The organism is Methylobacterium sp. WL69 (assembly GCF_008039485.1).
Lineage (GTDB): Bacteria > Pseudomonadota > Alphaproteobacteria > Rhizobiales > Beijerinckiaceae > Methylobacterium.
The window spans coordinates 1-25176 of sequence record NZ_VRUZ01000018.1; the positions used below are offsets into that span (position 1 = coordinate 1).

Here is a 25176-nt window from a genome sequence, read left to right on the forward strand (position 1 = left end):
GCCTCCCCGCGCGGCGGCAGCTCGCGGTGGGGCGGGGGACTGTCCGTGTCGGGCGTGTGCGTCGCCTCGATTGCCGGGAGCGCCGGACGCGGCGGGGCCTCCGTCTCCGAAAAACGGTCGTGGGGATGCTCGTCGAGCATGAGGTCGACCCCCGCCGCGACATGGAAGTCGAGGGCGGCGATGAGGTCGCGCCGGCTGTCGTCACTCGCAGTCATGGAACTAGATGTGGCGCGTTCGCCGCCTGTGGACAACGGGGTCGTGTCGTTCCATCGGACGGATCGCGCCCTTTCGCGCGGCGCGACTCTTCATCACGACGGCCGTCATGGAACGGAGGCCGCTTGCGTTCCTATCTTGGAATCGGTTGAGAGTGATCCGAAGCAATTCACGGACCCCGCCCCGCGGCGGGCGTGACAGGAGGATGACGGAATGGCGCTGCCCGAACGCGAGGGGATGGATTTCGACGTGGTGATCGTCGGCGCCGGGCCGGCCGGCCTCGCCGCCGCCATCCGCCTCAAGCAGCTGTCCTCGGACGTCAGCATCGTCGTGGTCGAGAAGGGGTCCGAGGTCGGCGCCCATATCCTGTCGGGCGCCGTCATCGACCCGGACGGCCTCGACGACCTCGTGCCCGAATGGCGCACCGACCCCGACCGTCCCCTCAAGACGGCGGTGGAGCGCGACGAGTTCATGTTCCTCACCAAGAACAGCGGCGTGACCATGCCGAACCTGTTCTTCCCGAAATTCATGTCGAACCACGGCAATTTCGTCGGTTCGCTCTCGAACGTCACCAAGTATCTCGGCGCCAAGGCCGAGGCGCTCGGCGTGGAGATCTACCCGGGCTTCCCGGCCGCGGAGGTGCTCTACGACGATCGCGGCGTGGTGGTGGGCATCGCCACGGGCGACCTCGGCATCGGCCGCTCGGGCGAGCCGCGCGACGACTACACCCGCGGCATGGAATTGCGGGGCAAGTACACGATCTTCGGCGAGGGCGCGCGCGGCTCGCTGACGAAGACGCTCATCGACCGGTTCAAGCTCAACGCCGACAGCGACCACCAGAAATACGGCCTCGGCGTCAAGGAGATCTGGCAGCTCAGTCCCGACAAGTTCCAGGCCGGCCTCGTGCAGCACACCATGGGCTGGCCCCTGCCGAACAAGGCCGGCGGCGGCTCGTGGCTGTACCATTTCGACGACCATCTGCTCTCGGTGGGGTTCGTCACGCACCTGAACTACGAGAACCCGACCCTGTCGCCGTTCGAGGAGTTCCAGCGCTTCAAGACCCATCCGATGATCCGGGAGACCTTCGAGGGCGCCAAGCGCATCGGCTACGGCGCCCGCGCCATCATGGAGGGCGGCTGGCAGTCGGTGCCGAAGCTCGTCTTCCCCGGCGGCTGCCTCGTCGGCGATTCCGCCGGCTTCGTGAACGTGCCGCGCATCAAGGGGTCGCACAACGCGGTGCTCTCGGGGATGCAGGCGGCGCAGGCCATCGCGCAGGCCCTGGAATCCGGCCGCCAGGGCGACGAGCTGACGGCCTACGAGAACGGCTGGCGCGACAGCGCCATCGGCCAGGACCTCAAGCGCGTCCGCAACGTCAAGCCGCTGTGGTCGAAGTACGGCACCCTCGTGGGCGTCGGCCTCGGCGGGGTCGACATGTGGGCCAACACCCTGCTCGGCACGTCGCTGTTCGGCACGCTCAAGCACGGCAAGCCCGACTACGCCTGCACCAAGCCCCTCGCCGAGGTGACGCCCATCGTCTACCCGAAGCCGGACGGCAAGCTAACCTTCGACCGTCTCTCGTCGGTGTACCTCTCCAACACCAACCACGAAGAGGACCAGCCGCCTCACCTCAACGTGAAGAACCTCGATCTGCAGAAGGCGTCCGAGCACGACGTCTACGGCGGCCCCTCGGCACGCTACTGTCCGGCCGGCGTCTACGAATGGGTGGCGGACGCGACCCAGGGCGACGGCGTGCGCTACCAGATCAACGCGCAGAACTGCGTCCACTGCAAGACGTGCGATATCAAGGACCCGAACCAGAACATCAACTGGGTCACACCGGAGGGGCCGGGCGGCCCGAACTACCCGAACATGTGATGGGGTCCGGGCGTGGGGTGGCGAGGCCTTGCGTCGCCGTCCTTACGCCTTGCGAGGAGGGCGGGAAGAGTTCAGTGTCCCGCCCGATCGAGCGTCGACCCCCGATCGGGTCGGTGCGCAGAAGCCCTGAACGGTGCCCATGAACGGAAACGCCGCGATTCGCCGAGCCCTATCGGCCCTCGCTTTCTGCCTCGCGGCGACCCTGCCGTCCCAGGCGGCGCAGCCGCGGGAATCGACCCCGCTGCCCGAGTTCGAGCCCGCCGAGTCCCTGGAGGGCAACTTCCTCGCGGCCTACATCGCCGGGGCCTCGAAGGACACGGCCGCCGCGGCGAGTTTCTACCGCGAGGCGGTGAAGGCCGACCCGCGCAACGCCGAACTACTCGAGCGCGCCTTCGTCTCCCTGCTGGCCGACGGCTCCCTGCCGGATGCGTTCCGCGCCGCCGAGCGCCTGACCACCCGCGACGGGGCCAACGGCCTGGCCCAGCTCGCCCTCGGTGTCCGCCAGATCAAGGCCGGCCAGTTCGCCCAGGCGCGCCAGAACTTCGCCCGCAGCGGCCGGGGTGCCGCCGCCGACCTCACCGCCACGCTGCTGACCGCCTGGACCTATGCCGGGTCCGGTGACGGCAAGCGCGCCCAGGAGACCATCAACAAGCTCAAGGGCGAGCGGACCTACAACACCTTCCGCGATTTCCATGCCGGCCTCATCGCCGCCCTCGTCGGGGATCAGGCCGAGGCCGAGCGCCGCCTCAAGGCGGCCTACGACGGCGACCGCAACACCCTGCGGGTCGTCGACGCCTATGCCCGATTCGAGGCCCAGGCCGGCCGCACCGATCTGGCGATCCAGGCCTATACGGACTTCGACAAGCTGCTGCCGCGCCATCCCATCGTGCGCGACGCCCTGAACAAGCTCAAAGAGGGCAAGCCCCTCACCCGCCTCATCAACACGGCGCAGGAAGGCGCCGGCGAGGTGCTGTACGGCCTCGGTTCGGCCGGCTCGACGCAGGGCGACGAGCTGCCGGCGGTGGTCTACCTGCGCCTCGCCCTCTACCTCGCGCCCGAGCATGCCCTCGCCCGCCTGACGCTCGCCGACATCCTCGACCGGATGAAGCAGCCCGAGCGCGCCAACGAGGCCTACGCCCAGATCCCGGCGACCTCCCCCCTGCGCCTCAACGCGGACGTGCAGGTCGGCCTTAACCTCGAGCAGATGGGCAAGGGCGACGAGGCGATCCAGCACCTCGACGCGGCCATGAAGGCCCATCCCAACGACATCGACGTGATCACGGCGCTCGGCAACGTCCAGCGCTCGCGCAAGAAGTACGAGGAGGCGGCCGAGACCTACAGCCGCGCCATCGCCCTCATCGGCGACCAGCCGGCCTCGAACTACTGGACCACGTTCTACTTCCGCGGCACCGCCTACGAGCGCGCCAAGCAATGGGCCAAGGCCGAGGCCGACCTGAAGAAGGCCCTCGAACTGGTGCCGCCGTCGCAGCCCGGCGCACGCGCGCAGGTGCTGAACTACCTCGCCTATTCGTGGGTCGATCAGAACATCAACATCGACGAGGCCTTCACCATGCTCAAGCAGGCGGTGGATGCGAGTCCCCGCGACGGCATGATCATCGACAGCCTCGGCTGGGCCTATTTCCGCCTCGGGCGCTGGGAGGAAGCCATGCGCGAGCTGGAGAAGGCCATCGAGCTCAAGCCCGGCGACCCGACCATCAACGACCACCTCGGCGACGCCTACTGGCGCGCCGGGCGCCGCCTCGAAGGCAAGTTCCAGTGGCAGCACGCCAAGGACCTGAACCCCGAGCCGGAAGAGCTGGAGAAGATCAACGCCAAGTTGAAGGACGGCCTGCCGGAGCTCGACAAGCCGGCCGCCACCGCCGAGAATCCTCCCGACACCAAGGCCAACCCGGAATTGCCGAAGGGCGCCCCGGCCCCGAGCGAGCCCCCGGGCGCCGCCGACAAGAAGAGCGGCGGCTGATCCGCTCGGCCCGGGCTTGACGCGGGCGGGGAAGCGGGGCCAGACCGGCGCCCCGATCCCCCGAAGAACCGCCGAGAGCCCGTGCCAATCCTCGTCACCCGCGCTCCGGCGAAGATCAACCTGACCCTCCACGTCCTCGGCCGCCGCGCCGGGGACGGCTACCACGAGCTCGAAAGCCTCGTGGCGTTCACGGGCGCCGGCGACACCCTGTCGCTCACGCCGGGTGCGGATCTCGACCTCACGGTGTCGGGTCCGACGGCCGGGCCCGCCGGCCCCCTCGACGACAATCTGGTGATCCGGGCCGCTCGCCACCTCGCCGCGCGCCGTCCGGGCCTGCGCCTCGGGGCGTTCCACCTCGTCAAGCGCCTGCCCGTGGCGGCGGGAATCGGGGGTGGCTCGTCCGACGCCGCCGCCGCCCTGCGGCTGCTCGGCCGGAGCAACGGCCTCGATCCGGCCGACCCCGTTCTACTGGAGGCCGCGCGGGCCACGGGCGCCGACGTGCCCGTCTGCCTCGATCCCAGGGCCCGGATGATGCGGGGCGCCGGCGAGACCCTGGGCCCTATCCTAGACATGGCCCCCCTCCCCGCCGTGCTGATCAATCCCGGCGTCCCCGTCGAGACCGCGCCGGTGTTCCGGGCGCTGGGGCTGGCGGCCGGTCAACGCCATCGCCCGGAGCCGCACCCCGCGATTCCCGACGGTGCCGATGGCGCGGCGGTGCTGTCGCTCATCCGCCCGGCGCGCAACGATCTTGAAGCGCCGGCCCGCGGCCTCGCGCCGGTCATCGACGCGACGCTCCGGGCCCTCGCGGCACAGGCCGGATGCCGGCTCGCGCGGATGTCGGGTTCGGGCGCGACGGTGTTCGGCCTGTTCGCCGATCGCCGGAGTGCGATGCTCGCAGCCCGTCACATCCGGGCGGACCATCCGGGCTGGTGGGTGAAGCCGACCCTGCTGCGGTAATCCACCACCCGCGTCGCGCAGCCCGGTTCCGGCGCGGTGAGGGACCGGGGTTCCTCCGGGCCGCCCGCGACCCCTAGTGGGCGCGGGCGATGCAGAAATCGACGACCTGGAGCAGCGCCTGCTTCATCGGGCCGTTGGGAAACAGGCCGAGGGCGTCGCGGGCCATGGCGCCGTAATGGCGCGCCCGTTCGATGGTGTCCTCGAGGGCCCGGTGCCGGCGCAGGATGGCGAGGGCCGTGGCGAGGTCGTCCTCCGACACGTCGCCGTCCTCCAGGGCCCGCTTCCAGAACGTCCGCTCCGCGTCGGTCCCGCGCCGGAACGCGAGGACGATGGGGAGCGTGATCTTGCCCTCGCGAAAATCGTCGCCGACATTCTTGCCGAGGCTGGCGCTGGTCCCGCCGTAATCGAGGACGTCGTCGATGAGCTGGAAGGCGATGCCGAGGTTCATGCCGTAGGCGCGGCAGGCGGCCTGCTCGGCCTTGGGGCGCTCGGCGATGACGGGCCCGACCTCGCAGGCGGCGGCGAACAGTTCGGCGGTCTTGGCGCGGATGACGGCGAGGTACTCGTCCTCCGTGGTCTCGGTGTTCTTCGCGGCGGAGAGCTGCATCACCTCGCCCTCGGCGATCACCGTGGCGGCGGCCGACAGGATGTCGAGGGCCTTGAGCGAGCCGACCTCGACCATCATCCGGAACGCCTGGCCGAGGAGGAAATCGCCGACCAGCACGCTGGCCTCGTTGCCCCACTTGATCCGCGCCGCCACCGTGCCGCGCCGCATGTCGCTCTCGTCCACGACGTCGTCGTGCAGGAGGGTCGCCGTGTGCATGAACTCGACGCTGGCGGCGAGCTTCACCGCCCCGTCGCCCGCGTAGGCGCACAGGTCCGCCGTGGCGAGGGTCAGGATCGGGCGCAGGCGCTTGCCGCCCGACGCGATGAGGTGGTTGGCCACTTCCGGGATCATCTGCACGGACGAACCGGTGCGCGACAGGATGGTCGCGTTGACGCGCTCCATGCCGGCGGCCACCAGGGCCACGAGGTCCGTCAGGCTCGCCTCCGGATCGGGGCGGCTCTCTTCCAAGGGTACTACGACGCCCAAAACCCCGCTGCCTCCCAACCGACGGGTCTGGTGCGGGTCCGCCGGAACCGGCCGACCCGAATGCCACAACCTCGTCTTGCGCGATCGACTTCCGTGCGGCACCCCATCGCATGGGCTCGGAGGCGCTGCAACACGCACCATGCCGCAAGAGTCGCGTCCGGGGGCGAAACCTCCGCCGCGTCGGAGGGACGATGAACGAACTCATCCGCAGCAACGACATCGTCCTGATCGGCTTCGCCGAGTCCCTCCTGACGGGTGCCGAGATCCCGGTTTTCGTCGCCGACAACCACATGAGCGGACTCGAAGGGTCCATCGGCGCCTTCGCGCGCCGGCTCCTGGTTTCGGCGGACCACGCCGCGCAGGCCCGCCGTCTGCTGACGGAGGCGGGCCTCGCCCATGAACTGCGCGACGCCTGAACCGCGTTCCGCCGATGCGTTGTTCGGCGGCCGCCTCCACCTGCGACAGCCCGAGCGCGGCGCCCACCGGGCCGGGACGGATGCGGTGCTGCTGGCGAGCCTCGTCCAGCCCGCGCCCGGAGCGACGGTCTGCGATGTCGGCGCCGCGACGGGGGCGGTGGGGCTCGCCCTGGCCCTGCGCGCGCCGACCTGCCGCGTCGTCCTCGTCGAGGGCGATCCGGCCCTCGCCGCCCTGGCCCGGAGCAACGCGAGTCTCAACGGCCTGAGCGCACGCGTCGAGGTCGTCGAGGCGGACGTCCTCGCCCGGGGTGCCGAGCGCCGGACCGCCGGCCTCGTTCCGGGCCTCGCCGACCTCGTCCTGACCAATCCGCCGTTCTTCGAGGCCGGACGCCACCGGGCCTCGCCCGTCGCCGGCAAGGCGTCCGCCCACACCTTCCCGGTCGGCGGCCTCGACGGGTGGCTGCGCACCTGCGTCGAGCTCCTGCGCCCGCGGGGGTGCCTCGGGATGATCCACCGGGCCGATGCCCTGCCCGCCTGCCTCGACGCCCTGCACGGACGCTTCGGCGCCATCGCGGTCCGCCCGGTCCAGGCGCGGGCCGGGGCGGCGGCGATCCGGGTGCTCATCACCGCCGTGAAGGGAAGCCGCGCGCCGTTCGCCCTGCTGGCGCCCGTGGTGCTCCACGAGGCGGATGGCGCGTTCACGCCGTTCGCCGCGGCCCTGAACGCCGGAACGGCCTGGATCGGGCCCGAAGACCAACCGTGACCGCGCTGGCGAAGCGGGCGCCGCGCCCCATCTAGATCGAGCGATCGCGCCGAGTCGTCGGCGCGCCGACCCTATCTTCCCTCGAGCGAGACCCGATGGCGTTCACGATCCCGGCCTCCCTGCGCGCGCTCCTCCCCGCCCGGTGGCGCAGGCGCAAGCCGCGCGTCGCCGTCGTCCGCTTGAGCGGCGCCATCGGGGCGGCCTCGCCGTTCCGGCCGGGCCTGTCCATCGCCGGCCTCGCCGGCCCCCTGGAGCAGGCCTTCGCGACGCCGCACATCGCGGCCGTGGCCCTCGTCATCAACTCCCCGGGCGGCTCGCCGGCCCAGTCGCACCTCATCCATCAGCGCATCCGGGCCCTCGCGGCGGAGAAGAAGCTGCCGGTCTACGCCTTCGTCGAGGATGTGGCGGCGTCGGGCGGCTACATGATCGCCTGCGCGGCCGATGAAATCGTCGCCGACCCGACCTCGCTCATCGGCTCCATCGGCGTCGTCTCGGCGGGATTCGGCTTCGACCGCCTCATCGAACGCCTCGGCGTCGACCGCCGGGTCCACACCCAGGGCGAAGCCAAGGCGATGCTCGACCCGTTCCGGCCGGAGAACCCCGACGACATCGTCCGCCTCAAGCAGATCCAGGCCGACGTGCAGGATCTCTTCACCACCCTCGTGCGCGGACGGCGCCCAACCCTCGATCCGAACGGCGAAAACCTGTTCACCGGCGCCGTCTGGACCGGACGTCAGGCCCTGCGCCTCGGCCTCGTCGATGGGTTGGGGGACGCGCGTTCGACCCTGCGGGCGCGCTTCGGCGACGAGGTCCAACTCGTCATGGTCGCTGAGAAGCGGGGTTCGCTCGTGGCGCGCCTGCTGCGGCGGGCGAACCCAGGGAGCACCGCAGGGCTTGCCGGTGCCGGCCTTGCCGGTGAGGCCCTGGCGGTCATCGAAGAGCGCGCCGCCTGGGCGCGCTTCGGTCTTTAGATCATCGGGCGCAGGACTTAGCGGGCACAGGACTCGCCGCCGTAGCCGGCATAGACCACCCGCACCTTGCGGGTGCAGGTCTCGGCCGCGGCGGGGGCCGGCACGGTGACGACGTCGATGGGGGTCACCACCGCCGGCATGGTGACGACGTTGGCGGGCTCCTGCGTCGCGAGAGCGTTCGAGGCGCCCATCACCAGGGGCGTGGCGGCGAGGGAAGCGGCGGCGAGGGCGGCGAAGACTGCGAAAGACGAGCGCATGGCGCGTTGATCCAAATGGTCGCCCGTCGCTCTGCGACGGCGAAGACTGCCTGATTGTCGGATAAACTTGGCAGGGAGCGTGACAGTTCCGGCCGCCCGGCGGAATTGGGGCGAAATTGCGTGCGCCCGCGCACCGGCTTCGCTTGACACCCCCGACCCGGCTCTTAAACGCTGGCCGCCCCTCCACGGACCGGATTGCCCATGTCGAGCGCCCTCCCCCTGTCGAGCGCCGTCGATCTCGCGCCCCATACCTCGTTCCAGGGCCTGATCCTGACGCTGCAGCGGTTCTGGGCGGCGCAGGGCTGCGTGATCCTGCAGCCCTACGACATGGAGGTTGGCGCCGGCACCTTCCATCCGGCTACGACCCTGCGGGCCCTCGGGCCCAAGCCCTGGAAGGCGGCCTACGTCCAGCCGTCCCGCCGCCCCAAGGATGGGCGCTACGGCGAGAACCCCAACCGGCTGCAGCATTATTATCAGTTCCAGGTGATCCTGAAGCCGAACCCGCCGAACCTTCAGGAGCTCTACCTCGCGTCGCTCGACGCCATCGGCGTCGACCTGAAGCTCCACGACATCCGCTTCGTCGAGGACGATTGGGAGAGCCCGACCCTCGGCGCCTGGGGGCTCGGCTGGGAGTGCTGGTGCGACGGCATGGAGGTGAGCCAGTTCACCTACTTCCAGCAGGTCGCCGGCGTCGAATGTTCGCCGGTGGCGGGCGAGCTCACCTACGGCCTCGAGCGGCTGGCCATGTACGTCCAGGGCGTCGAGAACGTCTACGACCTGAACTTCAACGGTGGCACGGGCGACGACAAGGTCACCTACGGCGACGTCTTCCTGCAATCGGAGCAGGAATACTCGCGCCACAACTTCGAGGCCGCCGACACCGCGATGCTGTTCCGCCAGTTCACCGACGCGGAGAAGGCGTGCCGGACCTACCTCGACGCCGGTGCGCCGGAGACCGAGTCGGGACGGCACCGGATGGCGCAGCCGGCCTACGACCAGTGCATCAAGGCGAGCCACGTCTTCAATCTGCTCGACGCGCGCGGGGTGATCTCCGTGACCGAGCGGCAGAGCTACATCCTGCGGGTGCGCGAACTCGCCAAGGCCTGCGGCGCCGCGTATCTGAAGACGGCCGGCGGCGGCGCGGCCTGATCCGAGGGCCACACTGCGACCTGGCCTCTCGACGTCGATGGCACCCCCCGCCGCGCCAGCGACACCCCGGAAAAATCATCTCGGACGCCGCCTGATCCCATGCCCGACCTGCTCCTCGAACTCCGCTCCGAAGAGATCCCGGCCCGCATGCAGCGGCGCGCGGCCGACGACCTGCGGAAGCTCGTCACCGACGCCCTGGTGGAGCGCGGCTTCCTCTACGACGGCGCCAAGGCGTTCGCGACGCCCCGCCGCCTCGCCCTCCACGTCGCCGGCCTGCCGGCCCGCGGCAAGGACGTGCGCGAGGAGCGCAAGGGCCCCCGCGTCGGCGCCCCCGAGGCGGCCGTCCAGGGCTTCCTGAAGAGCGCCGGCCTCGCCAGCCTCGATCAGGCGACCATCGTCTCCGACCCGAAGAAGGGCGAGTCCTACGTCGCCGTCATCGAAAAGCCCGGTCGCGACACGCTCGACGTCCTGGCCGAGATCCTACCCGGGATCATCCGCAGCTTCCCGTGGCCGAAATCCATGCGCTGGGGCCAGGCCTCGGCCCAACCCGGCAGCTTACGCTGGGTGCGTCCGCTCCAGTCCATCGTCGCCACCTTCGGGCCCGAGACCGAGACGCCCGACGTGGTGCCTTTCGGCGTCGACGGGATCGCGGCCGGCACCACCACCTACGGCCACCGCTTCCTCGCGCCGGACGCCATCGAGGTCCGTCGCTTCGACGATTACGTCGCCGCCCTGGAGCGCGCCAAGGTCGTCCTCGACGCCGACCGCCGCAAGGACATCATCCTGCACGACGCCCGCGACCTCGCCTTCGCGCGCGGCCTGGAGCTCGTCGAGGACGAGGGCCTGCTCGAAGAGGTCGCCGGTCTCGTCGAATGGCCCGTGGTGCTGCTCGGCACCTTCGATCCCGCCTTCCTCGACATCCCGGCCGAGGCCATCCGCGCCACCATCAAGGCCAACCAGAAATGCTTCGTCCTGCGCGAGCCCGGCGCCGAGCGCCTGGCGCCGGCCTTCATCCTGACCTCGAACCTCGTCGCCAGCGACGGCGGCCTCGCCATCACGGCGGGCAACGAGCGGGTGGTGCGGGCGCGGCTGTCGGATGCGAAGTTCTTTTGGGAGACCGACAAGGCGATCCGGTTGGAAGACCGGCTGCCGAAGCTCGATTCGATCGTATTCCATGAAAAGCTCGGGACGCAGGGCAAGCGCGTGGAGCGGATCGCTAGCCTGGCACGTCAACTTGCGCCCCTCGTCGGCGCTGATGTCGAACTGGCGGAGCGTGCCGCACGCTTGGCCAAAGCCGACCTCGTCACTGAGATGGTCGGCGAGTTTCCTGAACTTCAGGGCCTCATGGGACGGAAATACGCTGCCTTGCAAGGCGAACACGCCAGCGTCGCTGCAGCTATCGAAGACCACTACAAGCCGGTCGGTCCCTCCGACCGCGTGCCGACCGATCCCGTCGCCGTTGCCGTTGCTCTCGCCGACAAGTTGGACACGCTGGTGGGTTTCTGGGCCATCGACGAGAAGCCGACCGGCAGCAAGGACCCGTATGCGTTACGTCGGGCAGCTCTAGGCATTATCCGCCTCATAAGCGAACGCCAGCTTAAACTGCCGCTTTCTGATAAGATTGAATCGGCAGACTTCAGCCTTATGGAGAAAGGACTTAATGCTCCAGAAAAATTGGAGGGCGAATACCTTCCGGACCTCCTTGCGTTCTTCGCCGACCGCCTAAAAGTCTACCTCCGCGACAAGGGCGCCCGTCACGATCTCATCGACGCCGTCTTCGCCCTGCCGGGCCAGGACGACCTCCTGATGGTGGTCCGCCGCGTCGAAGCCCTCGGCAAATTCCTCGATACCGACGACGGCAGGAATCTGCTCGCCGGCTACAAGCGCGCGGCCAACATCCTCCGCATCGAGGAGAAGAAGGACGGGCGAACCTACGAGGCTGCGCCTGATGCGGTCCTGGCCGCCGCGGGCGAGCCCGAGGAGCGGGCCCTGTCGGAGGCGCTCGTCACCGCCCGCGCGGCGGCATCGGCCGCCGTCGAGCGGGAGGATTTCGGCGCAGCGATGCAGGCGCTCTCGACCCTGCGCGCACCCGTCGATGCCTTCTTCGAAAAGGTCACGGTGAACGCCGAAGACCGGGCGCTCCGCGAAAACCGCCTCGCCCTCCTCAACGCCCTGCGGGCGGCGACGCGGGAGGTCGCGGATTTTTCGAAGATCGAGGGCTGATACGGTTTCCGCCTGATCCGTTCGGTGACGCGGTGCCATGCGGGTCCCCTCCTCCCCTGGCGCGGGTCCCCTCTCCTGGAAGGAGAGGGACAGGGTGAGGTGTGGGACTTCTTCGGAGAGTTCGCACACCTCACCCCAACCCTCTCCTTTCAGGAGAGGGAGCCCCGGTGCGCCTCCCGCCCCCGTCCGGATGCCTGTCTCTGCATGGAATCGGCCCATTCGCAGTTCTGTGAATCCGGTAGCCCAAACAGGAGAGGGGGCCCGTCGCGGCTGCTCAATCCGAAGTGATCAACCGGAGCTGGTATGAGACGCCCGGGCGCCTCGGGAGATTTGCGCAAGACCATTGGGAAAGTCTGGAACCGTCTGGCTCGGCGTGCCGTTGGATGCCGACGTTTCAATACGGAGGTCCCCCATGCGCAATCCGCTCTTCGCCGCCGCCACCCTGGCGTTCCTCGTCGGCGCTCCGGCCCTGGCCCAGGCCGAGACCACGATCATCCGCCGCGATGCGCCGGACGTGGTCGTCGAGCGGCCCGCGAGCGAGCGCAAGACCGTCGAGACCCGTGAGACCGCCGATGGTTGCGCCACCAAGACGGTGACGAGGGAAAACGACGTCGGCGACCGCAAGACGGTCACGAAGGAAGTCTGCGATTGATCTGTTTGCCACGGCGCAATGCCGGGGCATGACGAGTCCACGACGCCCGTCCCGGCTTTCGCCGGGGCGGGTTTTTTTACGCCTACGCCAGCGCCTTGACGTAGCGCCACGCCTCCATGCCATCCTCGTAATAGTCCGCGATCACGGCAAAGCGCGTGTAGCCCCGGCGCTCGTAGAGGCGGATGCCGGCGCCGTTGTCGGCGCGGACTTCGAGGCGAAGGTGCGTGCAGCCATGGGTCCGCGCATCCGCCTCCGCCGCGTCGAGGACGAGGCCGCCGAGCCCGAGGCCGGCGCGGGCGGGCGAGACGGCTATGGAAGAGAGGCGCGCATTGCGGCTGCCCTTGCGGCGCTCCAGGGTGGCGGCGCCCACCAGAACCTCGCGCCCGTCGCCGTCGTCGGTGAGCGCCACCAGCACCGTCATGCTGGCCGAGCGGATGGCGTGGCGGATCGCCCTGCGTTCTGCCCGGTCGATGGAGAACGCGGCGTGCTCCAGGGCGACGAGGGCGTCGAGATCCTCGATCCGCGCCGGGCGGATGGCGATGGCGGGTGCGGCGGCGGGCTGCTGCAAGGCCGCGCTCACGCGGCGGTCCAGGGATAGACCCAGGTTTCCGAGAGCGCCCGCCCGCCGGCCCGCAGGAAGGCGCGCAGGTCCGTCGTCTGTCCGGGCGCGGAGACCGTGACGTCGATGGCCGCGCGCAGGCCGCCCGTATGGGGGTTGGCGACGAGGGACGTCGCCGTGACCCGGGCGTCCGAGGCGCTGGCGACGATTTCGACCCTGGCCGGGTCGGCGCGGTAATAGGCCAGATCGCCGCCGGCGAAATCCACGAGGAAGCGGCGGCTGAAGGCGCCCTTCGCCTCGTCGGCCTTGGCGGTGCCGCTCGCCAGCGCCGCAGCCCCGAAGGTGTTCACCACGCGGGCACCGGGATGGAGGGCGCCGCCGCCGACGCTGCGGACCCGGTAGGACAGGTGCACCGCCTCGCCGGCCGGGTAGGGCTGGCGCGGGCGCCAGCAGGCGACGACGTTGTCGTTGGTCTCCGTGTCGGTGGGCAGTTCCATCAGCGTCACGGCCCCCTCCCCCCAAGCGCCGTCGGGCTCGACGAAGTAGCCGGGCCGGCGCTGGTACGAGGCTTCGAGGTCCTGATAGGACTCGAAGCTGCGGTCGCGCTGAAGCAGGCCGAACCCCTTCGGGTCGGTGTCGGCGAAGCGGGAGATGCGCCGGCCCTTGGGGTTGTCGAGGGGACGCCACAGCCATTCGCCGCTGCCGGCCGCGATCTGGAGTCCGTCCGAATCGTGGAGTTCGGGCCGGTAATCGTCGGAATGGCGCCGGTCGTTCTCGCCGATGAAGAACATCGACGTCAGGGGCGCGAGGCCGAGGGTCGTGAGCTCCGTGCGCGGATGCAGGGTGGCCTGCACCGCCACCGAGGTCTCGTCGCCGGGGTGCACCGTGAAGCGGAAGGCCCCGGCGAGACCGGGGCTGTCGAGGAGCGCGTCGACGACCAGGGCATCGGCGTTCGCCTCCGGCATGGTCACCCAGAACTCGCGGAACACCGGAAATTCCTCCGGTCCGCCCTGCCCCTCGACATTCACCGCCAGCCCGCGCGCCGACAGGCCGTAGAGTTCGTCGCGTCCGAGGAAGCGGTAGTAGCTCGCCCCGAGGAAGACGATGAGTTCGTCGAGGAGGCTCGGGCTGTTGAGGAAGGCATGGATGCGGATGCCGGCAAATCCGAGATCCACCGGCAGGGGCTTGTCGACCTTGGTCCGGCCCATGTCGAACAGGCTCGCCTGATAGGCGATGGGCGTCGCGACCCCGCCGCGCACGAGGTTCACGGTCACCGGCCGGTCGTAGAGGAAGCCGAGGTGGAACAGCTGCAGCCGGAACGGGCTGCCCTCGGCGCCGAGGAAGGCTTTCTCGGGCTTGAACCGGATGTCCCGCCAGGCATCGTAGTCGAGCTTGGCGATGGGGGCCGGCAGGCTCGGCGCCTTCGCGGCGTAGGGGACCTTCGCCAGGGTCTCGGCCCGCCGCTCGACATCGGCGAAGGCGAAGGGTTTCGGACGCCCCTCCTGTCCCGCGGCGGAGCCGGCGAGCAGGCTGGTGAGGGCGAGGCCCGTGACGACGGCGCGGCGGTTCGGTTCTGTCATGATCCTGCGCCCTGGTGGAAACCGTCGATCGGCGAATCGCCCGCTTGATGGCGCGTCCGTCCGGGCTTGGAAAGGGGCCGCGCGTGCCGGCGCGGTGTTTGTGCAACAATCCCCCCGGTGCGGCATCGCGGAGCGGGGAAAATCCGCGTTTTTCCTTGTGGCGGGAAGGCCCTGGGCGTATAGCGCCCTTGCCCAATTTCGCACGTGCCTGTGGCCGCGTGTCGGTTGGTGGGCATCCGGCCAACTGCCGGACAGCCGCCAGGGGTCTTAAAGGATCGATGGTCGACAGGGTGGATTCCCTCCGGCCGGCATCCAGGTGGCAACACCGGACCCCGACAACAACCGGCAGCCGGAGGCGAAACCGGCGAACCCCGCTCTCCACGGGGGACGCAGCTTAAAGCAACGACGAACGGGCTTTTTTGGTCTCGTCGGCCCTCCAAAGGCCGGCACCGAAGAGGCTTGTTTCTCTTTGCCCGGCGTGCGGTGGGGATCCCCCTTCCAATCCAAGGCAGCTTCCGGGTGCACTCCGCGCCCACAACGCCTTCGCGTGTCTCCAAAGCACGCGGTGCGTCGTGGCGCAGCGCCCCCAGACGCCGGACGGCTCACGTCGTCCTGACATTCGACAGCGCGCCCCAAGACGGGCGCTCGCGAACCTGTGGGTTGGAAACAGCATGACCGATCGCATCCGCGACTTCCTGCGCGCGCGCCGTGACATGGGCCAGGACGAAGGCCCCGTGATGGTCCTCGACCTCGATGTGGTGCGCGACAACTACACGGCTTTCGCCCGCGCACTTCCGGATACGCGGGTGTTCTACGCCGTGAAGGCGAACCCGGCGCCGGAAGTCCTGCGGCTGCTCGCCGAGATGGGCTCGTGCTTCGACACGGCCTCCGTGGTGGAAGTCGAGATGGCCCTCGCCGCCGGCGCCACCGCCGACCGCATTTCCTTCGGCAACACCATCAAGAAGGAGCGCTGCATCGGCCGCGCCCTCAAGCTCGGCGTGCGCCTGTTCGCCGTCGATTGCGCGGCCGAGGTCGAGAAGATCGCGCGGGCCGCCGACGCCGCCGGGATCGAGGCGGCCGAGGTGCAGGTGTTCTGCCGCATCCTCTGCGACGGCGCCGGCGCCGAATGGCCGCTCTCGCGAAAATTCGGGTGCGTGCCCGAGATGGCCGTCGACGTGCTGGAGCATGCCTGCCGCCAGGGCCTGCACGCCTACGGCGTGTCGTTCCACGTCGGCTCGCAGCAGGGCAACACCGAAGCCTGGGACGGCGCGCTGGCCTCGGCGTCCACCATCTTCCGCGACTGCGCCGACCGGGGCATCGCCCTCTCCATGGTCAACCTCGGCGGCGGCTTCCCCACCCGGTACCTCAAGGCGGTGCCCGGCGTGGAATCCTACGGCGACGCGATCTTCCGCGCGCTGACCAAGCATTTCGGCAACCACCTGCCCGAGACCATCATCGAGCCGGGCCGCGGCATGGTCGGCAATGCCGGGATGATCGAGGCCGAAGTCGTGCTCGTCTCGAAGAAGTCGGAGGCCGAGGACGAGATCCGCTGGGTCTACCTCGACATCGGCAAGTTCGGGGGGCTCGCCGAGACCATGGACGAGTCGATTCGCTACGCCATCCGCACGGATCACGACGGGGATCGCACGAGCCCGTGCGTGCTGGCCGGTCCGACCTGCGATTCGGCCGACGTGCTCTACGAGAAGGTGCCGTATCCCCTGCCCGTCTCCCTCTCCATCGGCGACAAGGTGCTGATCGAGGGCGCGGGCGCCTACACCACCACCTACGCGGCGGTGGCGTTCAACGGTTTCCCGCCCCTTCAGCAATTCGTCATCTAGTTCGGCTTACGAGCATCCCCGCAGGACCGGACACCGGTCCTGCCAGCAGATCCATCCCGGACCGAGGGCCAGCGCCCGACGCGAGGATCGTTCGTCCCCCGCCCAAGCTTCGGGAAAGGGTGTGGCCTTGGTTGAGATCCGTCACGAACGTCCGGGCGATATCGTCGCCCGCGAGCATCTGCTCGACCTGTGCTTCGGCGAGGGCCGACGCCTGAAGACGTCCGAGCGCCTGCGCGAGGGGCGGCTTCCCGCCGAAGGCTTGGCCTTCACGGCGGAGCAGCGCGGCCGCGTCGTCGGGACCGTCCGGCTCTGGCACGTCGAGGCGGGCTCGCGCCGTCACGCTCTCCTGCTCGGACCCCTGGCCGTCGATCCGGAGTGCCAGGGCCTCGGCCTCGGCGCCGTCCTGATGCGCCACGCCCTGGCCCGGGCCGGCGCCCTCGGTCACGGCGGCGTGCTGCTGGTTGGCGACGCGCCGTACTATGCGCGGTTCGGCTTCACGCGAGATCTGGTGGCCGGATTGTCCATGCCGGGTCCGTTCGAGCGTGAGCGCTTCCTCGGCCTCGAGCTCCAGGCGGGCACCCTCGACGGCGCGCGCGGCATCGTGCGGGCCACGGGGGCGTGGGACGAGGCGGACAGGCCGCTCGCGGCCTTCGGCGACGCCGGTGCGGCGTCGCGACGACGGGTAGCCTGACGGACTCGGTGGTCGCCTCAGCGATTGGGGTTGGTCTGACCGGCGAGATCGCAGCGGCGGCGGAAGGCGGCGTCCGTGTGGCGATTCAGGGCCCGCAGCATCGCGGCGGCGAGGGTGATGATGCCGGGATCGCGGTCGATAGGCTCTTCGGTCTGGGCAGGCCGGTTGGTGGCGAAGATGGCGAGCATGGGCTTCAGGTCCTAGGCGTCGATGGGTGGCGCGTCCTCCGGCTTTGTTGCAGTGCAATATCGACCTCGCCCGGCGGCCCCGCAATCCCGTTGGCTGGGATGCAAACCTGCTCTGAGGGCATGGGCGCGTTCATGCTCCCTTAGCGTCCGGCCCTGCGGTGGCACCCCGGCGGTTGACCCGCCGGACGCCAGCCGTCACTGGAGCCCGTCGCGTGCGCGTCATCTTGGCCGGCTAGGTGCGTCGGCCGCACGCGCGCACGGCGCGACGTCCGACCCGTTGTTAGGAGTGCCTGTCCCATGACCGAAGCCGCCACCGCCTGGCCCGTCCACGGCCGCATCACCGGCCCCATCGTGATGATCGGCTTCGGCTCCATCGGACGCGGCACCCTGCCGCTGATCGAGCGCCACTTCGCGTACGACAAGAGCCGCTTCACCGTGGTCGAGCCCTCCGACGCTCACAAGGCCCTGGCCGACCAGCACGGCCTGCGCTTCGAGCAGGTGGCGCTGACCCGGGAGAACTATCGCGAGATCCTGACCCCCCTCCTCACCGAGGGCGGCGGTCAGGGCTTCTGCGTCAACGTCTCCGTCGACACCTCGTCGCGTGCCATCATGGAACTGTGCCGCGAACTCGGCGCCTTCTACATCGACACCGTCGCCGAGCCGTGGCCGGGCTTCTACTTCGACAAGTCGAAGAGCCAGGGCGACCGCACCAACTACGCCCTGCGGCAGGACATTCTGGATGCCCGCACCGCCAGCCCCGGCGGCACCACGGCCGTGTCGTGCTGCGGTGCCAATCCCGGCATGGTGTCGTGGTTCGTCAAGCAGGCGCTCCTCAACGTCGCCAACGACATCGGCCTCGCCGCGGCCGAGCCGACGGACCGCGCCGGCTGGGCCAAGCTCATGCGCGAAGTCGGCGTCAAGGGCATCCACATCGCCGAGCGCGACACCCAGCGCGCCAAGAACCCGAAGCCCCGGGGTGTGTTCGTCAACACCTGGTCGGTGGAGGGCTTCGTCTCCGAGGGCAACCAGCCGGCCGAGCTCGGCTGGGGCACCCACGAGACCTGGCGTCCCGACAATGCCCGCGATCAGGAAAAGGGGTCGCGCTGCGCCATCTACCTGCTGCAGCCCGGCGCCGACACCCGCGTGCGCTCGTGGACGCCGACGGCCCAGGCGCAGTTCGGCTTCCTCGTGACCCACAACGAGGCGGTGTAGATCTCGGATTACTACACCGTGCTGGAGGGCGACCGCGCCGCCTACCGTCCGACCTGTCACTACGCCTATCACCCGGCCGACGATGCCGTGCTGTCGCTCCACGAGATGTTCGGCAAGGCGGCCGTGGTGCAGGAGACGCACCACATCCTCGACGAGACCGAGATCGTCGACGGCATCGACGAGCTCGGCGTGCTCCTCTACGGCCACGAGAAGAACGCCTACTGGTTCGGCTCGCAGCTCTCCATCGAGGAGACCCGCCGCATCGCCCCCTACCAGAACGCCACCGGCCTTCAGGTGACCTCGGCCGTCCTCGCCGGCATGGTCTGGGCCCTGGAGAACCCGCAGGCCGGCATCGTCGAGGCCGACGAGATGGATTTCCGCCGCTGCCTCGAAGTGCAGATGCCGTATCTTGGGCCCGTCGTCGGCGTCTACACCGACTGGACCCCGCTGACCGGCCGTCCGGGCCTGTTCCCGGAGAACATCGACGAGACCGATCCCTGGCAGTTCCGCAACGTGCTGGTCCAGGGCTGATCATTGGGCGACCGACGCCGCCCGCGATTGCGGGCGGCGTTCGCGGTGGTACCCTGCAACCGCCCCCCCCGGAGGTCGGACGATGGTGCCTGCGGCCCGCTGCGAAACCCGAATGCGCTACGAAGAATTCCGGGCCTGGGTTGAGCATCGGCCGGGTGACGAGCGCTGGGAACTGATCGACGGCACACCGGTCGTTCAGTCGCTGCAGACGAGCCGACATCAGCGCATCGTCGCCAACATCTGTTGCAGACTCGACGCGTTGGGCGAACGGCGTGACTGCCATGCCCTCCCGGGCCTCGGCGTGCTCAGCGCGGCCATGGACGACTACGCACCGATCCCCGACGTCGTCGTGATCTGCGGCCCCCTCGGGCCGGACGGCTACACGAGCGACCCGGTGCTTCTCGCCGAAGTGCTCTCCCCGTCGACCCAGCAGACCGACCTCGGCGCGAAGACGATGTTCTACCGCACGGTGCCGAGCCTGCGCGTCTTCCTCATGGTCCATCAGGAGACGACGCGGGTCGAAGTCTGGCGCCGCGGCGACGCGGGATGGAGCATGCGCGGGGTCGGGCCCGACGACACCGTCGACCTGCCCGAACTCGACGGAACCCTCGCCGTCTCCGAGATCTACGCGCGCGCCGGGATCGTTTGAATCGGGCGCGCGCCGCCGTTGCGGGCGCGCGCCAGGATGCTACCATCGGGGGGTCGATCGGGAGAGACCGCCATGGCCGTCGCGGCACGACGCGAGACCCGCATGTGTGTGGCCGAGTATCGCGTCTGGGTCGAGGACCGGCCCGACAGCGAACGCTGGGAACTCATCGACGGCGAGCCCCTGCTCATGTCGCCGCCGCGCGAGCGGCATCAGGCGATCGTGGCGAATTTCATCGTGAGCCTGGCGGGACTCGCGCAGGAGAAGGGTTGCCGCGCCCTGCCCGGCCTCGCCGTCCTCAGCGCCGCCATGGACGATTTCGCGCCGATCCCCGACATCATCGTGCGCTGCGGTCCCCTGCTGCCGGACGGGTACTCGTCCGACCCCATCCTCGTCGCCGAGGTGCTCTCGCCCACCACCATGAGTCTCGACCGCGGCCGCAAGACCGACTTCTACCGCACCGTTTCGAGCCTCCACCGCTTCCTCCTCGTCTCGCAGGACGAGGCGCGGATCGAGGTGTGGCGCCGTGCGGCGGAGGGGTGGGCCATCGACATCCTGTACGGTGACGGGATCCTCGATCTGCCGGAGCTCGGCGGATCGGTTGCGGTCCGGGACCTCTACACCGACATCGTCTTCTAGAATCGCCCGCCGTCCGGCGCGCCCATCCAAGGTTTCGCCCTTGCCTCATTTCGAAGATTTCTACGCCGACAAGCTCCGCGGCTCCCTCGGCGTCACCGACGCCGAATCCGTGCTCGACCTGCGCGGCACCAACCGCCCGACGGCGGAGGCCTCCCTCGCCGACATGCTGGAGCGCAGCCGCTTCGGGAAGGGCAAGACCGTGGCCATCCGCCTCGATCCGCCGCCCGAGGGCGGGGGCGAGACCCTGTTCCAGCCCACCGGCCGCCTGCTCCTCGACGCCAAGCGCAAGGGGCTGGTCGAACGCCTCCAGACCCTGCCGGCCGGCGACGGTCTCGGATTCTACGTGGCACTCACCGGCAAGGCCGCGCGTTCGGTGGAGTGATCTCCTCCGGACGTCAGGCAAATCCGTGCATCTCCTCGGCCGAAACGTCATCGAACGCCTTGCCCGCTTCGGCTACGGGGCGCGCGGAATCGTCTACTGCATCGTCGGCGGCCTCGCGCTCCTGGCCGCCCTCGGGCGCGGCGGCCGGGCCGACGACAGCGAGAGCGCGATCCGCTGGGTTCTCGCCGGACCGTTCGGGGCCGTCCTCGTCGGGCTCATCGCGGTGGGCCTCCTGGGCTTCGCCCTCTGGCGCTTCGTCGAGGGCCTGACCGACGCCGACCGGCGCGGCACCTCGGCGAAGGGCCTCGTGGTCCGGGTCGCCCATGTCGGCAGCGCAGTCATCTACACGGGTCTCGCCATCACCGCCGGCAGCCTCGCCCTCGGTCTCGGCCGTCGCTCGGGGGGCGGCGATGGGATGCAGGATTGGACCGCCTGGCTTCTTTCCAAGCCCTTCGGCCTGTGGCTCGTCGGTCTCATCGGCGTCGGGGTGATGGGCGGGGGCGTCGCCTTCCTGGTCAAGGCGGCCACCGGCAAGGTCACGGACCGGTTGAAGCTCGCCGGGAGCCAATGCTGGTGGGCCAAGCCCGTGGGCCAGTTCGGTTATGCCGCCCGGGGCATCGCCTTCCTCATCATCGGCGGTTTCTTCATCGCGGCGGCCTGGTATCAGGCCTCGTCGGAGGTGAAGGGCCTCGCCGGGGCCTTCGCCGCCCTGCGGGCGCAGCCCTACGGCTGGGTTCTGCTCGCCATCGTGGCTGCCGGCCATTTCGCCTTCGGCGCCTTCGGGCTGATCCAGGCGCGGTTCCGCCACATCGACGCGCCCGACATCGACGAGACCGACGATGCGGTTCTGAGGGCGATCCGCCCCAACCCCTGAGGCCGATGCGTTGACAGATCCGGGATCGGCGCCGATACCCCGCTTCGGCCCGGAACCCATGCAGAAGCGCACCTACAAGAACGCGGTGATGGTGGTCCACGATTGCGTGGCGACCGCCCTGGCCGTGATCCTCACCTTCGTCTTCCGCTTCAACGGCGATCCCCTCGCCGAGCGGCTGCACGCGCTTCCCCTGCTGCTGCCGCCCTTCGTGCTGTTCGCGGCCCTCGTCTACGCGCGGTTCTGGCTCTACCGGACCAAGTGGCGCTTCGCCTCCCTGCCGGACCTCGCCGGAATCGTGCGGGCGGCGAGCGTCCTCGCCCTGACGCTGCTGGTGCTGGACTACGTCCTCGTCTCATCGACGATGTACGGCTTCTACTTCTTCGGCAAGATCGCCATCGGCCTGTACTGGGTGCTGCAGATCTTCCTGCTCGGCGGCCCGCGCCTCGCCTTCCGCTACCTCAAGTACACCCGCTCGCGGCAGAGCCAGGCCCGCGCGGCGACGACCCCGACCCTGCTGCTCGGGCGCGGCAGCGAGATCGAGATCCTGGTGCGGGCCATCGAATCCGGCTCCGTGCGGCGCCTGGCCCCCAAGGGCATCCTGTCGCCGCGCGAGGACGAGACCGGCCAGACCATGCGCGGCGTCCCCGTCCTCGGCTCGTTCGCCGATCTCGAACGGGTGGTGGCCGATCTCGCCCGCGACGGGACGCCCGTGCGCCGCCTCGTTGCCGTGCCGAGCGCGCTCGCGCCCGAGGCCGAGCCCGACGACCTCATCGCCCGTGCCCGCCGCCTCGGCCTGCCCCTGTCGCGGGTGACGAGTCTCGGCGAGAACATGCGCGACGCCGGCCTCGCGCCCCTGGAGATCGAGGACCTGCTACTGCGCCCCACCGTCGCCATCGACCGGCCGCGCCTGGAGCGCCTGCTCACCGGCGCGCGTGTGATCGTGACCGGCGGCGGCGGCTCCATCGGTTCGGAGATCTGCGCCCGGGCCGTGGCGTTCGGCGCGGCGGCGATCCTAGTGGTCGAGAGTTCGGAGCCGGCGCTGCATGGCATCCTGAGCCAACCGGATCTCGCCGAGGCCGACGTCGCCGGCGTCCTCGCCGACATCCGCGACCGCGACCGGCTCCTGGCGGTCTTCGCTGAATTCCGGCCGGACTACGTCTTCCACGCCGCCGCCCTCAAGCAGGTGCCCTACCTCGAACGCGACTGGACCGAGGGCATCAAGACCAACGTCTTCGGCTCCATCAACGTCGCCGATGCGACGTTGGCCGTGGGGGCACGGGCGCTGGTGATGATCTCCACCGACAAGGCCATCGAGCCGGTGTCGCAGCTCGGCGCCACCAAGCGCTTCGCCGAGATGGTGGCCCAGGCCTACGATGCCGCTCAGGGCTGCGCGGCGGACGCGGTTCCGACCCGGCTCATCGCCGTGCGCTTCGGCAACGTGCTCGGCTCCGTCGGCTCCGTCGTGCCGGTGTTCAAGGCGCAGATCGCCCGGGGCGGCCCGGTCACCGTCACGGACCCCGAGATGGTGCGCTACTTCATGACCGTGCGGGAAGCAGCCGACCTTGTGCTCACCGCCGCTTCGCACGCCGACCGGGAGGCCCGCGCCGCCACCTGTGCGGGCGGCGTCGATCAGCGCGCCGCCGTCTACGTGCTCAAGATGGGCCAGCCGGTGCGGATCGGCGACCTCGCCGAGCGGATGATCCGCCTCGCCGGCTTCGAGCCCGGCATCGATATCGACATCGTCCACACGGGCTCGCGCCCCGGCGAGCGCCTCAACGAGATCCTGTTCGCCCGCGAGGAGCCCCGCGTCGCCCTCGACGGAATCGACGGCGTCATGGCGGCGCGCCCGGTCTTCGCCGACCGCACCGTGCTCGACGGCTGGATCGCGCGCCTGCGGGCGGCGGTCGCGGGCCAGGACCGGGCGGCGGCGGAGGCGGTGTTCGAAGAGGCGATCCCCGATTTCCGCAATCGGCCGAAGACGACGCCGCCATTGCCGGCGACGGAACCGGACCAGCCGTTTCCTGTTGGTCCCTCACCCAAATCACGGGAACCAACGGCAGCGTTTCGTCATTGAGGCGCTGATCCGAATGGTAGATGCCGTACCGGATTTCATCGGCGCGGTCGGACGATCCGAGGAGAAGATCTTGCAGAGTGTTTCGAAGCTCCTGGCAGGCAGCGTGTTCGCGATGGCCCTCGGCCTCACCGCCGCGCCCGCCTTCGCCCAGGGTATCTCCATCGGACCGGGCGGCGTCCAGGTCGATCCGGGCTACCGGCGCGGCTACGACGATCGCGGTCCGCCGCGCAGCGAGCTCAGCCGCGGCGAAGCCAGCCGCATCGCCCGCCGCGAGGGCCTCGTCGACGTCGACGGCGTCGATCGCCGTGGCCCCCGGATGATCGTGCGCGGGTCCGACCGCCGGGGCGACGACATGACCGTCGTCCTCGACAGCCGCTCCGGCGACGTCATCGACGTGCGCCGCTGAGCCGCCTCCCCGTTTCGTCTCCCGAGGGTCCGGCGCGATGCGCCGGACCCTTTTCCATGCGGTCTCGGTCTCATGCGGTCTCGGCGCGGGCGAAGCGCGCGAGTCCGTCCCGCGTCGGGTGTGACGGCGTCCAGCCCAGGGCCGACAGGCCGTCGGTCCGGACGACGAGGTTCGTCGAGAGCCGGGCGTAGGCCTCGTCCCGTCCCGCGAGCCGGCAGGCCAGGCCGATCAGGCCCGTGGGCACGGCGACGAGCTTCGGTGCGCGGTCGAGCCCGAGGCGCAGGGCGCCGATCATCTCCGGCAGGCTCAAGGGGTCGGGCTCGGCGACGACGAGGGCCCGGCCGATGGGGGCTGGCGCGGCGAGCGCCGTGGCGACGGCCGCCGCGAGGTTGTCCACCGACACGAGGGAGCGCCGCGCCGTGAAGCCCGCAAGGGGCAACGGATAGGGCGTGCGGGCGAGGCGCAGCAGCGCGGCCATGTTGCCCTTCACCCCGGCGCCGTAGACAAGGACCGGTCGCAGGGCGACCCAGTCGAGGCCGATCTCGGCGAGCGCCGCTTCCGCGGCCAGTTTCGAGCGGCCGTAGGCGTCCGTGGGCACGGGCGCGTCGGTCTCGGACAGGGTGCCGGCGGCACCAGGGCCGGACTGGGCCCGGATCGAGGACAGGAACACGAAGCGGCGCACCCGCGCCCGGGCGGCGCATTCGGCCAGTCGCCGCGTGGCTTCGATGTTGGACGTGCGAAAGTCGTCCTCGGGCGTGCCCGACATGGCATGCGCCAGCCCGGCCGAATGCACGATGGCGTCGACGCCGGCAAGCGCCGCCGCCATGTTCATGGGGCGGCTGAGATCGCCCACCACGGCGCCGCTCGCGCCCTCCGGCACGGCGACGGGCCGGCGCAACAGGACGCGCACCCGGTAGCCCCGGGCCGACAGGGCGCGGAGGAGGTGGCGGCCGATGAAGCCCGTGGCCCCCGTCAACGCGATGAGCTGTCCGCCCAAGGTCCCCTC

General features: G+C 70.1%; 23 protein-coding genes and 2 pseudogenes. 18 read left to right on the forward strand and 7 right to left on the reverse strand.

Going from position 1 to position 25176, the window contains the following annotated elements:
• Positions 1–215, reverse strand: a pseudogene (locus FV218_RS22670) (uracil-DNA glycosylase); the annotation flags it as partial.
• Between the two features lie 211 nt (positions 216–426).
• Between FV218_RS22670 and FV218_RS07740 the strand changes: the two are divergent.
• The 3 genes from FV218_RS07740 (at position 427) to FV218_RS07750 (ending at position 5026) form a co-directional block, all read left to right on the forward strand.
• Positions 427–2088 carry an electron transfer flavoprotein-ubiquinone oxidoreductase gene (locus FV218_RS07740; protein ID WP_147709294.1) on the forward strand — a complete coding sequence of 554 codons (1662 nt, stop codon included), beginning with the start codon at positions 427–429 and terminating at the stop codon, positions 2086–2088.
• Positions 2089–2227: 139 nt separating this feature from the next.
• Positions 2228–4069, forward strand: coding sequence for a tetratricopeptide repeat protein (locus FV218_RS07745; RefSeq protein WP_147709295.1), 1842 nt, complete (start codon positions 2228–2230; stop codon positions 4067–4069).
• 81 nt (positions 4070–4150) lie between these two features.
• Complete coding sequence (locus FV218_RS07750) at positions 4151–5026, forward strand: 4-(cytidine 5'-diphospho)-2-C-methyl-D-erythritol kinase (RefSeq protein WP_147709296.1); 876 nt, start codon at positions 4151–4153, stop codon at positions 5024–5026.
• Between the two features lie 73 nt (positions 5027–5099).
• Here FV218_RS07750 and FV218_RS07755 read toward each other — a convergent pair whose 3' ends face one another.
• On the reverse strand, positions 5100–6119 hold the full coding sequence (locus FV218_RS07755; RefSeq protein WP_147709297.1) for a polyprenyl synthetase family protein: 1020 nt from the start codon (positions 6117–6119) through the stop codon (positions 5100–5102).
• Positions 6120–6310: 191 nt separating this feature from the next.
• Between FV218_RS07755 and FV218_RS07760 the strand changes: the two genes are divergently transcribed.
• The 3 genes from FV218_RS07760 (at position 6311) to FV218_RS07770 (ending at position 8269) form a co-directional block, all read left to right on the forward strand.
• A complete protein-coding gene (locus FV218_RS07760) occupies positions 6311–6535 on the forward strand; it encodes a DUF2007 domain-containing protein (protein ID WP_147709298.1) in 225 nt (74 codons plus the stop codon).
• Positions 6516–7298, forward strand: a complete 783-nt coding sequence (locus FV218_RS07765; RefSeq protein WP_147709299.1) for a methyltransferase — start codon at positions 6516–6518, stop codon at positions 7296–7298. Before FV218_RS07760 ends, FV218_RS07765 begins: the two co-directional genes overlap by 20 nt.
• A 95-nt stretch (positions 7299–7393) precedes the next feature.
• On the forward strand, positions 7394–8269 hold the full coding sequence (locus FV218_RS07770) for a S49 family peptidase (RefSeq protein ID WP_147709300.1): 876 nt from the start codon (positions 7394–7396) through the stop codon (positions 8267–8269).
• Between the two features lie 17 nt (positions 8270–8286).
• Here FV218_RS07770 and FV218_RS07775 read toward each other — a convergent pair whose 3' ends face one another.
• Positions 8287–8526 (reverse strand): hypothetical protein, encoded by a 240-nt coding sequence (locus FV218_RS07775; protein ID WP_056093688.1) that lies wholly within the window; start codon positions 8524–8526, stop codon positions 8287–8289.
• Positions 8527–8727: 201 nt separating this feature from the next.
• On the opposite strand from FV218_RS07775, the gene FV218_RS07780 reads away from it, so the two are divergent.
• The 3 genes from FV218_RS07780 (at position 8728) to FV218_RS07790 (ending at position 12550) form a co-directional block, all read left to right on the forward strand.
• Positions 8728–9675, forward strand: a complete 948-nt coding sequence (locus FV218_RS07780) for a glycine--tRNA ligase subunit alpha (protein WP_147709301.1) — start codon at positions 8728–8730, stop codon at positions 9673–9675.
• 99 nt (positions 9676–9774) lie between these two features.
• Complete coding sequence (gene glyS, locus FV218_RS07785; protein ID WP_147709302.1) at positions 9775–11898, forward strand: glycine--tRNA ligase subunit beta; 2124 nt, start codon at positions 9775–9777, stop codon at positions 11896–11898.
• Positions 11899–12310: 412 nt separating this feature from the next.
• Positions 12311–12550: a hypothetical protein gene (locus tag FV218_RS07790; protein WP_147709303.1), complete on the forward strand. Its 240-nt coding sequence runs from the start codon at positions 12311–12313 to the stop codon at positions 12548–12550.
• Between the two features lie 82 nt (positions 12551–12632).
• Here FV218_RS07790 and FV218_RS23170 read toward each other — a convergent pair whose 3' ends face one another.
• Together FV218_RS23170 and FV218_RS23175 are read right to left on the reverse strand one after the other, a co-directional pair.
• Entirely contained in the window at positions 12633–13130 is a 498-nt protein-coding gene (locus FV218_RS23170; RefSeq protein WP_246685028.1) for an N-acetyltransferase, read from the reverse strand.
• Positions 13127–14689, reverse strand: coding sequence for a glucan biosynthesis protein G (locus tag FV218_RS23175; RefSeq protein WP_147709304.1), 1563 nt, complete (start codon positions 14687–14689; stop codon positions 13127–13129). The genes FV218_RS23170 and FV218_RS23175 overlap by 4 nt, the downstream gene beginning before the upstream one ends.
• 671 nt (positions 14690–15360) lie before the next feature.
• Here FV218_RS23175 and FV218_RS07805 point away from each other — a divergent pair.
• Entirely contained in the window at positions 15361–16527 is a 1167-nt protein-coding gene (locus FV218_RS07805) for a type III PLP-dependent enzyme (protein WP_147709305.1), read from the forward strand.
• A gap of 127 nt (positions 16528–16654) precedes the next feature.
• Positions 16655–17218 carry an N-acetyltransferase gene (locus tag FV218_RS07810; RefSeq protein WP_147709306.1) on the forward strand — a complete coding sequence of 188 codons (564 nt, stop codon included), beginning with the start codon at positions 16655–16657 and terminating at the stop codon, positions 17216–17218.
• 17 nt (positions 17219–17235) lie between these two features.
• Here FV218_RS07810 and FV218_RS22680 read toward each other — a convergent pair whose 3' ends face one another.
• Positions 17236–17406 (reverse strand): hypothetical protein, encoded by a 171-nt coding sequence (locus tag FV218_RS22680; protein WP_187272996.1) that lies wholly within the window; start codon positions 17404–17406, stop codon positions 17236–17238.
• A 297-nt stretch (positions 17407–17703) separates the two neighbouring features.
• On the opposite strand from FV218_RS22680, the pseudogene FV218_RS07815 reads away from it, so the two are divergent.
• The 7 genes and pseudogenes from FV218_RS07815 (at position 17704) to FV218_RS07845 (ending at position 24170) form a co-directional block, all read left to right on the forward strand.
• Positions 17704–19149, forward strand: a pseudogene (locus tag FV218_RS07815) (saccharopine dehydrogenase NADP-binding domain-containing protein).
• A gap of 82 nt (positions 19150–19231) precedes the next feature.
• Positions 19232–19798, forward strand: coding sequence for a Uma2 family endonuclease (locus tag FV218_RS07820; RefSeq protein WP_147709307.1), 567 nt, complete (start codon positions 19232–19234; stop codon positions 19796–19798).
• A gap of 72 nt (positions 19799–19870) precedes the next feature.
• Positions 19871–20434, forward strand: a complete 564-nt coding sequence (locus tag FV218_RS07825) for a Uma2 family endonuclease (RefSeq protein ID WP_147709308.1) — start codon at positions 19871–19873, stop codon at positions 20432–20434.
• 40 nt (positions 20435–20474) lie between these two features.
• Complete coding sequence (locus FV218_RS07830; protein ID WP_056093714.1) at positions 20475–20816, forward strand: hypothetical protein; 342 nt, start codon at positions 20475–20477, stop codon at positions 20814–20816.
• 25 nt (positions 20817–20841) lie between these two features.
• Positions 20842–21690, forward strand: coding sequence for a DUF1206 domain-containing protein (locus tag FV218_RS07835; protein WP_147709309.1), 849 nt, complete (start codon positions 20842–20844; stop codon positions 21688–21690).
• 58 nt (positions 21691–21748) lie between these two features.
• Positions 21749–23764, forward strand: a complete 2016-nt coding sequence (locus tag FV218_RS07840) for an SDR family NAD(P)-dependent oxidoreductase (protein WP_147709310.1) — start codon at positions 21749–21751, stop codon at positions 23762–23764.
• A 70-nt stretch (positions 23765–23834) separates the two neighbouring features.
• The gene (locus FV218_RS07845; RefSeq protein WP_244475021.1) at positions 23835–24170 is read left to right on the forward strand and encodes a PepSY domain-containing protein; all 336 of its coding nucleotides are present in this window, start codon (positions 23835–23837) and stop codon (positions 24168–24170) included.
• Positions 24171–24240: 70 nt separating this feature from the next.
• Here FV218_RS07845 and FV218_RS07850 read toward each other — a convergent pair whose 3' ends face one another.
• The gene (locus tag FV218_RS07850) at positions 24241–25167 is read right to left on the reverse strand and encodes an NAD-dependent epimerase/dehydratase family protein (RefSeq protein ID WP_147709311.1); all 927 of its coding nucleotides are present in this window, start codon (positions 25165–25167) and stop codon (positions 24241–24243) included.
• Positions 25168–25176 lie beyond the last annotated feature (9 nt).

Bases quoted from the DNA above. Each gene is read 5' to 3' on its own strand.
- FV218_RS07740 (WP_147709294.1), top strand. From the start codon at position 427: ATGGCGCTGCCCGAACGCGAGGGGATGGATTTCGACGTGGTGATCGTC.
- FV218_RS07745 (WP_147709295.1), top strand. From the start codon at position 2,228: ATGAACGGAAACGCCGCGATTCGCCGAGCCCTATCGGCCCTCGCTTTC.
- FV218_RS07760 (WP_147709298.1), top strand. From the start codon at position 6,311: ATGAACGAACTCATCCGCAGCAACGACATCGTCCTGATCGGCTTCGCC.
- FV218_RS07765 (WP_147709299.1), top strand. From the start codon at position 6,516: ATGAACTGCGCGACGCCTGAACCGCGTTCCGCCGATGCGTTGTTCGGC.
- FV218_RS07770 (WP_147709300.1), top strand. From the start codon at position 7,394: ATGGCGTTCACGATCCCGGCCTCCCTGCGCGCGCTCCTCCCCGCCCGG.
- FV218_RS07775 (WP_056093688.1), bottom strand. From the start codon at position 8,526: ATGCGCTCGTCTTTCGCAGTCTTCGCCGCCCTCGCCGCCGCTTCCCTC.
- FV218_RS07780 (WP_147709301.1), top strand. From the start codon at position 8,728: ATGTCGAGCGCCCTCCCCCTGTCGAGCGCCGTCGATCTCGCGCCCCAT.
- glyS (WP_147709302.1), top strand. From the start codon at position 9,775: ATGCCCGACCTGCTCCTCGAACTCCGCTCCGAAGAGATCCCGGCCCGC.
- FV218_RS07790 (WP_147709303.1), top strand. From the start codon at position 12,311: ATGCGCAATCCGCTCTTCGCCGCCGCCACCCTGGCGTTCCTCGTCGGC.
- FV218_RS23175 (WP_147709304.1), bottom strand. From the start codon at position 14,689: ATGACAGAACCGAACCGCCGCGCCGTCGTCACGGGCCTCGCCCTCACC.
- FV218_RS07805 (WP_147709305.1), top strand. From the start codon at position 15,361: ATGACCGATCGCATCCGCGACTTCCTGCGCGCGCGCCGTGACATGGGC.
- FV218_RS22680 (WP_187272996.1), bottom strand. From the start codon at position 17,406: ATGCTCGCCATCTTCGCCACCAACCGGCCTGCCCAGACCGAAGAGCCT.
- FV218_RS07820 (WP_147709307.1), top strand. From the start codon at position 19,232: ATGGTGCCTGCGGCCCGCTGCGAAACCCGAATGCGCTACGAAGAATTC.
- FV218_RS07825 (WP_147709308.1), top strand. From the start codon at position 19,871: ATGGCCGTCGCGGCACGACGCGAGACCCGCATGTGTGTGGCCGAGTAT.
- FV218_RS07840 (WP_147709310.1), top strand. From the start codon at position 21,749: ATGCAGAAGCGCACCTACAAGAACGCGGTGATGGTGGTCCACGATTGC.